We start from the raw sequence: 7,239 nt of genomic DNA, 5'->3' as shown, positions 1-7,239 counted from the left end.
GGATGGGGGAGGGGGTGGCGTCGGGCATGGGGAGCCTCCGGTGAATTCGCTGAGTGAGCGACCGGAGGCTGACGGTAGCGAGGCTTGAGTTATGGATGCAATGTCTGCGGAGATAATTGTCTCCAACGAGTGACGTGCCGTCAGGATGCGACAGACTGGGGCCGTGACTCGTACCTCATCCCTGGGTAACCGAACGTCAACTGTCCTGGGCCGCAGGCTCGGTGGAGAACTGCTGCGGCTGCGGGACGCGGCGGGCAAGACCCAACGGCAGGCCGCCGAGGCGATCAACGCGACGAACTCGAAGATCGTGAAGATGGAACAGGGCTGGGTTCCGATGCGGGACCCGGACATCCGCGTGCTCTGCGAGTGCTACGGGCTCGACGATCCCGAAGCGGTGGGCCGGCTCCTTGACCTGGCCAGGCTGGACCGCGAACGCCGTAAGGCCAAGGGCTGGTGGCAGGACTCGCCCCACCCGGGTGCGCTCACGGAGTACATCGCACTGGAGGCTGCCGCCAGTCGAGTGCGGACATGGCAACTCTCCCTGATCCCGGGCCTGTTCCAGACCGCCGAGTACGCCCGTGCGCTCGCGGTCAGCGAAGGCGCGGGCGTCTGGGAGGACCCGGACGAGATCGAGCGCCTGGTGGAGATCCGCATGCGCCGTCAGCAACGTCTGTACGACGAGCACCCACTTGAGGTGTACGCCATCGTCTGGGAGGCGGCACTGCGGCAGTTGATCGGCGGCCCCGGCGTCATGCGCGCCCAGCTGGAGCACCTGCTGAAGGTGGCCGAACTGCCCAACGTCCGCTTGCAGGTTCTGCCGTTCCATGCGGGCGGGCACCCGTGTCTCACCGCTTCGTTTACCATCATCTCGTTCGCTGAGAGTGAGGCGGTGGACGTCGTTCACGCGGACACCAACACGTCCACGGTGTGGGCGGAGAACAAGTCCGACAGCACGGCGTACGACGCCTTCTTCGAGCGCACGGCCCGGCTCAGCCGCGCCCAGCGTGATTCGGCCCAGCTGATCGACACCATTCGCCAGGAGATCTGACCTCATGCCCGAGTTCGACTTCGTGAAGTCCAGCTACAGCAACACCGGGGGCGAGTGCGTCGAAGTCGCCCGCAACGTCCCCGACGTCGTCGCCGTCCGCGACTCCAAGACCCCCGACGGGCCGCTGCTCCGTCTCGACCCCCGTGCCTGGACGGAGTTCACCGTTTCGCTCGGCTGACGGCACGGTCCCGGGAGCCCCCCCGCGCCCCCGGGACCGCACGGCGTCACGCGTACCGCAGCTCCCCCGGCCGTGCCGAGCGGTGCAGCAGGGGCAGGGCGGTGGCCGCCGAGAGCAGGCAGCAGGCGTAGACGAGGACCGGCACCAGCAGGGCGGCGTACGGCACGGTGACGGTGCCGCCGGTCAGCGTGGCGTACCCGGTGCCGATCAGCATGCCTCCGGCGCCCGCCAGGACCAGCGCGGGCAGCAGCGGCAGGGCGGCCTCCAGGAGCAGGGCCCGGCCGAGCACCGCCCGCGGCACCCCGGCGGCGACCTGCGCGGCCAGCCCCCGGCGACGGCTCGCCAGTGACTCGGCGGTCGCCACGGCGAGCCCGCACAGGGTGATCGCGAGGGCGACCAGGATCGCGGCTCCCGTCAGGTCGATGCCCGTGGTGTAGAAGGACATCGGCATGCCGAGCCCATGGTCCCGGCGCATCCGGTGCAGATCGGCGAGGAGCGTCTGCCGCACGCCCGCGAAGCCGGTGCCGACCACCGTGACCAGCAGGACGGCCGCATGGGTGCGGGCCGCGGCCCATGGATCGTCGCGCAGCCGCTCCGCCGCGATCAGCGCCGCCGCGGTCCGGGCCCGGCGCGCCACCAGCCTCCCGGCCAGCCGCGCCGTGCCCCCGGCCAGCCCCACCGTCCCCGCGCCGACCATCACGACCAGCGCGAACACGGTCAGCGGCAGCCACCCGCGCGCACCGCCGAAGGCGGCCAGTGCCGCGAGAAGGGCGAACAGCAGCCCGCCCGCGAGCAGCGGCACCCGCCCCGGCCCGCCGCGCGGCCGCACCCGGCGCACCCGGCCGAGCGGCGAGGCCACCAGCCGGCGCAGCGCCAGCACGGCCACCGCGGTGCCCACGACCGGCACCCCGAGCGCGATCAGCGCGAGGCCGGCCCAGGCCGCCGGTTCCGGGCTGCTCCACAGACGCAGTACGGCCGTGACAGCGGCGACGGTGGCGAGCAGCGAGCCCAGCAGACAGGCCGGACCGGTCTCCAGCGCGGCGATCCGGCGCACCTGGGCCGGGGTGGCACCGGCCAGCCGCAGCCCGGCCAGCCGCCGATCGCGGTGCACGGCACCGATCCGGGCGCACTGCCCGAGGAAGCCCAGCACCGGCACCAGCAGCAGGAGAAGGGCCAGGACGACCCCCGAGCGCTCGCCCGGCCGGTCCAGCAGACCGTCGCCGACGGAGACGCGGTACTGCCCCCGCAGCGCGGCCAAAGCCACCGCGGCCTGGGCGAATCCCGTCGCCAGCGCGGACCCGGCCGTGGTCAGCCCGGCCCGCCACCACTCCCGCCGGTCCGCACCCCGGCCGAGCCACCAGGCCAGCCGTGCCTCCGTCCACACGCTCACGCCGCCACCTCCGCGGGGAGCACGAGACCGTCGCTCAGCCGCACCTCGCGGTCCGCGTACGCCGCGACCTGCGCGTCGTGCGTGATCAGCAGGACCGCCGTACCCGCCGCGCGGGCCGTGCGCACCAGCGCCGTCATCACCTGCTCGCCCGCCAGCGAGTCCAGGGCTCCCGTCGGCTCGTCCGCGAAGACCACCTTCGGACCGGTCACCAGTGCCCGCGCCAGCGCGACCCGCTGCGCCTGTCCGCCGCTCAGCTGACCGGGCCGCAGTTCTTCCTGCTCTCGCACCCCGAACCGCTCCAGCCACTCGCCCGCCCGCCGCCGGGCCTCGGTGCGGGAGGTTCCGGCCAGCAGCAGCGGCAGCCCCACGTTGTCCACGGCCGTCAGCTCCGGGATCAGCTGCCCGAACTGGAAGACCACCCCGAACTCGGTGCGGCGCAGCTCGGTCAGCCGCTGTTCCGGCAGTCGGTCGAGTCGCTGCCCGGCGTACGACACCGAGCCCTCGTCCGGTCGTACGATCCCCGCCAGCATGTGCAGCAGTGTGGACTTCCCGCTGCCGCTGGCCCCCGTCACGGCCAGGATCTCGCCCGCGGCCAGTGCGATCGAGGCGCCGCGCAGCGCCGGTGTCCTGCCGTGCGCCTTGACGAGATCCAGGCCCGCCAGCAACGGCTCCGCGCCGCTCATCAGGTCCCCCCTGTGCTTCATGTCGTCTCGACCTCCGAGGTCAATGTGGTCAGCCGGGCCCCCGTGGTGGTCATCCAGCGCAGGTCGGCGTCGAGGTGGTTCAGGGCGTAGTCCGCCGAGAGCACGGTCGCCAGGTCGGCGTCCGGGCCCGTCTTGACCACCGTCAGCTCCCGCATCCGTGCCTTGTGCGCGGCCTGCTGGGCGCGCAGATAGGCGGCCGGATCGCCGCCCGCCAGGATGGAGACGACGACCTTGGCGAAGATCTCGTTCGCCACGAACGGCGCGGGCGGCGCGATCTCACCGGCCCAGCGGGCCAGCTCGCGTGCGCCGGCGGCCGTCGAGCGATACAGGGTGCGCTCGGGACCGCCGTCCGCGTCCGTCCCCTCGATCTCCGCGAGACCGTCCCTGACCAGGCGTTGCAGCGTTGTGTAGACCTGCCCGTAGGCCAGTGGGCGCGCCTGCGGGAAGCGCTCGTCGTGGCGGCGCTTGAGGTCGTAACCATGGCTCGGCCCCGCCTCCAGCAGGCCCAGGAGGATGTGCCGGGTGCTCATGGCGGATCAGTATGCACCAGATACATGTACTGAGTGAATAGTGAGTGCGACGGCGTTCTCGGGGTAGGGCTGCGATGACCCCCGAAGACCCCACGACGAGGAGGCCCCCGTGCCCGCACCGGCCCGCACCCCGATCCCGGCCCAGTGGAAACACCGCCGTACGGACAGCCTGCGCAAACCCCTGGCGGAGACGTCCGCCGAGACCATCGAGTCGATCGAGTCGACCGAGACCGGAGAGATCAGGCTGTACGCGTTCAACGCGGAGGCCGCCGCCACCACGGCGCCGCTCACCAGTGAGCCGCCGCTGCCCGCCGCCGGGCACAAGAACACCACCGTCAGCCCGCTGCGCCGCTGGAAGATCTGGCGGATCTCGCTCAGCGCCTTCCTGCTGGACTTCCCGCAGTTCACCGTCCTGTCGTTCGCCGCGATCTATCTGCACAAGGTGCACGGGGTCGGCATCACCGCCATCTCCGGTCTGCTCTTCGTCGTCCAGGCCCTGGGCGCGGTCTCCCGGGTGTGGAGCGGGCGCTGGACGGACAGCAGGGGCGGCCGGCACCGCCGTACCCTCGTCATCGCCTACAGCTGGATCATCGCCGCCTGCTTCGTCGGCCTCGCGCTGTGCCAGTCCGGGCCCGCCTGGATCGCGGCCGCGCTGATGGTGGTGGCCGGTCTGCTGTCCTGCGGCTGGCACGGGGTGCACTACGCCGAGATCGCGATCATGGCGGGCAAGGAGCGCTCCGGGACCGCCCTCGGGCTGGAGAACACCATGGTGTTCGCGGGCGCCTTCCTCACTCCGCTGGTGATCCCCGGGATCCTCTCGGCCACCAACTGGCCCGTGGTCATGCTGCTCATCGGGGCCGTGCCCGCCGTGCTGTCGGCGGTGGTCATGCCCCGCGAAGGGAAGTAGCCGCCCGCCCGGTTCGCCGGACGTCCGCCCCGCCGCGCACCTCGTGCGGCGGGGCGGTGGCGTGTACGACCCGCGCGTACGGCCTGATGGCAGGGGTTCAGCGGAGGTGGCGCAGGGCGTCCGGGGTGAGGTCGGCCAGGGTGGGGTAGCCGTCGACGGCCATCAGCAGATCGGCCTCGGCGAGCAGGGTGCGCAGGACGTGCACGATGCCGTCGGCGCCGTCCAGGGCGAGGCCGTAGGCGTAGGGGCGGCCGATGCCGACGGCCCGCGCGCCCAGGGCGAGCGCCTTGACGACGTCGGAGCCGGAGCGGACCCCGGAGTCGAAGAGGACGGGCAGCTCACCGGCGGCCTCGACCACACCGGGCAGGCAGTGCAGGGCGGGCAGCCCGCCGTTGGCCTGGCGGCCGCCGTGGTTGGAGCAGTAGATGCCGTCGACGCCCGCGTCCCCGGCGCGGCGGGCGTCGTCCGGGTGGCAGATGCCCTTGAGGATCAGCGGCAGATCGGTGAGCGAGCGCAGCCAGGGCAGGTCGTCCCAGGTGAGCGGGTTGCCGAAGGTCAGCGCCCAGTGCAGGACGGCGGCCGAGGGGTCGTCCTCGGGGGACTTGGCGAGGCGGGAGCGGAAGACCGGGTCGCTGGTGTAGTTGGCCAGGCAGTGCCCGCGCAGCTGGGGGAAGTTGCTCGCGGCCAGATCGCGGGGGCGCCAGCCGGTGATCCAGGTGTCCAGGGTGACCACGATGCCCTTGAACCCGGCCGCCTCGGCCCGGTGCACCAGGCTCTCCGCCAGCTCCCGGTCGGTGGGCGTGTAGAGCTGGAAGAAGCCCGGGGTGTCGCCGAACTCCGCGGCCACCTCCTCCAACGGGTCCACCGTCAGGGTGGAGGCGATCATCGGCACCCCGGTGCGGGCGGCGGCGCGGGCGGTGGCCAGATCGCCGTGCCCGTCCTGGGCGCACAGGCCGATCACCCCGACCGGGGCCATGAACAGCGGGGAGGGCAGCCGCATCCCGAACAGGTCGACGGACAGATCGCGGTCCTTCGCGCCCACCAGCATGCGCGGGATCAGCCCCCACTCCTCGAAGGCGGAGACGTTGGCCCGCTGGGTGTGCTCGTCCCCGGCGCCGCCCGCGACGTACGACCGCACCGAGGGCGGCAGGGCGGCCAGCGCGGGCGGCTCCAGCTCGGCGAAGGTCATCGGCAGCCGCGGTATCACTCCGCGCAGGCCGTCGAGGTAGATCTCGTTCTGGTAGTCGGCGAACGCCATGGGGTCCTCCTGCTCCGGCCCGCCGCGTGCGAGCCGCTGGACCCTACAGCGCGGGCCCGGCCCCGGGGAACGGCGGGCACGGACCGGGGGAACGGTTCTGGCCCGGTCCGGGGGACGGTTCAGGTCCGTGTCACCCGACGGTTCAGGTCCGTGTCACCCGCACCCGGTACGTCCCGTCGTCCTCTCCCGCCACCCGCACCACGATCCCGTGCCGCGGGTCCTTGAAGGTCTGGCCCGGGGTGAAGGGGGCGTCGGAGAGTTCGGCCTGGACATTGGGGCTGCGGGTGCAGCCGCCGCTGTCGCGGTGGGCGTCGTAGACGGTGATGGGGCCCCGGCCGGTGTCGACGGTCGCGTCCACCTTGTAGATGAGGACGCCGGGGCAGCAGATCGCCTCGTCGTTGCCGCCCTGCGCGCGGACCTCCAGGGCGTACGCCGAGTGGCCGTTCACCGGGATGATCACCAGCTTGCCGCCGCCCGACCTGTACAGCGGGGTCAGGGAGTACTCGACGCTGCCGCCCTTCGCCGCGCAGCCCACCTGGGAGCCGTCCAGCCAGCCCAGTTTCCACTTGTCCCAGGCGAGCATGTCGTTGTTGGCGCCCCAGTCCTCGCTCATGATGTCCCAGTGCCCGACCGTGCCCCCGCCGTCCTGCGTGTACAGGTCGGGCAGGCCGAAGGTGTGGCCGTTCTCGTGCGGCAGCACCCGGTAGCCGGTGTGCGGGAAGGAACCGGAGCCGTCGTCCTGGCGGGAGTAGATGAAGGAGGCGTTGGCGACCGGCACCCCGTCGGCCACCGGCGCGTCCGCGTTCCCCGCGAAGGTCACCGACAGCACCGTGTCCAGCGCGGACGGACCCGCGTTCGGCGTGACCAATATGTTCAGCAGGTCGTACGAGCGGAAGTCGACCTTCGGGTCGGCCGCGGTCACGATGTCCTGGACCAGCTGCCGGTACCCGGGGTCGAAGGGCGCGCCGCGCTCTATGCCGTACGCCTTGAACGGCTTCGGCATCCGCAGCCAGTCGCTCACCGGTGTCTCGGGCCGGTAGTCCAGGCGGCCGTACGACGAGGTGCGGAACCAGTCCTGGGTGCGCGGGAAGAACTCGTGGAAGCGGTCCATCGCGCTGCCCTCGCCGGGCGCGTCGGAGAAGTCGACCATCAGGGTCAGGGCGTGCCCACCCCGCACGGCTACGCCCGCTCCACCGGCACCGTGCACGCCCTGACCCTGATGGT

8 protein-coding genes are annotated in these 7,239 nt (G+C 72.4%); 3 read left to right on the top strand and 5 right to left on the bottom strand.

What is annotated here, in order from left to right; translation table 11 throughout:
- Positions 1-163: 163 nt before the first annotated feature.
- Together CCN72_RS01760 and CCN72_RS01755 are read left to right on the top strand one after the other, a co-directional pair.
- Entirely contained in the window at positions 164-1,048 is an 885-nt protein-coding gene (locus CCN72_RS01760; RefSeq protein ID WP_244174103.1) for a helix-turn-helix domain-containing protein, read from the top strand.
- Between the two features lie 4 nt (positions 1,049-1,052).
- Positions 1,053-1,226, top strand: a complete 174-nt coding sequence (locus tag CCN72_RS01755) for a DUF397 domain-containing protein (RefSeq protein WP_086806028.1) — start codon at positions 1,053-1,055, stop codon at positions 1,224-1,226.
- 46 nt (positions 1,227-1,272) lie between these two features.
- Here the strand turns inward: CCN72_RS01755 and CCN72_RS01750 are convergent, their stop codons facing one another.
- From CCN72_RS01750 to CCN72_RS01740, 3 genes are read right to left on the bottom strand one after another with little or no spacing between them, the layout of a single operon-like run.
- On the bottom strand, positions 1,273-2,610 hold the full coding sequence (locus CCN72_RS01750; protein WP_086806031.1) for an FtsX-like permease family protein: 1,338 nt from the start codon (positions 2,608-2,610) through the stop codon (positions 1,273-1,275).
- A 2-nt stretch (positions 2,611-2,612) separates the two neighbouring features.
- Entirely contained in the window at positions 2,613-3,320 is a 708-nt protein-coding gene (locus tag CCN72_RS01745; protein WP_237553668.1) for an ABC transporter ATP-binding protein, read from the bottom strand.
- Positions 3,317-3,850, bottom strand: coding sequence for a PadR family transcriptional regulator (locus tag CCN72_RS01740; RefSeq protein ID WP_086806026.1), 534 nt, complete (start codon positions 3,848-3,850; stop codon positions 3,317-3,319). Before CCN72_RS01740 ends, CCN72_RS01745 begins: the two co-directional genes overlap by 4 nt.
- A gap of 109 nt (positions 3,851-3,959) precedes the next feature.
- Here CCN72_RS01740 and CCN72_RS01735 point away from each other — a divergent pair, with 109 nt between their 5' ends.
- Positions 3,960-4,757, top strand: a complete 798-nt coding sequence (locus CCN72_RS01735) for an MFS transporter (RefSeq protein WP_086806025.1) — start codon at positions 3,960-3,962, stop codon at positions 4,755-4,757.
- Between the two features lie 97 nt (positions 4,758-4,854).
- On the opposite strand, the gene CCN72_RS01730 is transcribed toward CCN72_RS01735, so the two are convergent.
- Positions 4,855-6,015 (bottom strand): alpha-hydroxy-acid oxidizing protein, encoded by a 1,161-nt coding sequence (locus CCN72_RS01730; protein WP_086806024.1) that lies wholly within the window; start codon positions 6,013-6,015, stop codon positions 4,855-4,857.
- Between the two features lie 142 nt (positions 6,016-6,157).
- The coding region (locus tag CCN72_RS01725; RefSeq protein WP_107430045.1) for a M6 family metalloprotease domain-containing protein at positions 6,158-7,239 on the bottom strand (1,082 nt) is incomplete at its 5' end.

It is taken from the genome of Streptomyces murinus (genome assembly GCF_002154555.1).
GTDB lineage: Bacteria > Actinomycetota > Actinomycetes > Streptomycetales > Streptomycetaceae > Streptomyces > Streptomyces murinus.
This window is presented reverse-complemented; position numbering and strand designations above follow the sequence as displayed.

What these genes read in the sequence shown, in the direction of transcription:
- CCN72_RS01755 (WP_086806028.1), top strand. Translation starts at nt 1,053, where the DNA reads ATGCCCGAGTTCGACTTCGTGAAGTCCAGCTACAGCAACACCGGGGGC.
- CCN72_RS01740 (WP_086806026.1), bottom strand. Translation starts at nt 3,850, where the DNA reads ATGAGCACCCGGCACATCCTCCTGGGCCTGCTGGAGGCGGGGCCGAGC.
- CCN72_RS01745 (WP_237553668.1), bottom strand. Translation starts at nt 3,320, where the DNA reads ATGAAGCACAGGGGGGACCTGATGAGCGGCGCGGAGCCGTTGCTGGCG.
- CCN72_RS01730 (WP_086806024.1), bottom strand. Translation starts at nt 6,015, where the DNA reads ATGGCGTTCGCCGACTACCAGAACGAGATCTACCTCGACGGCCTGCGC.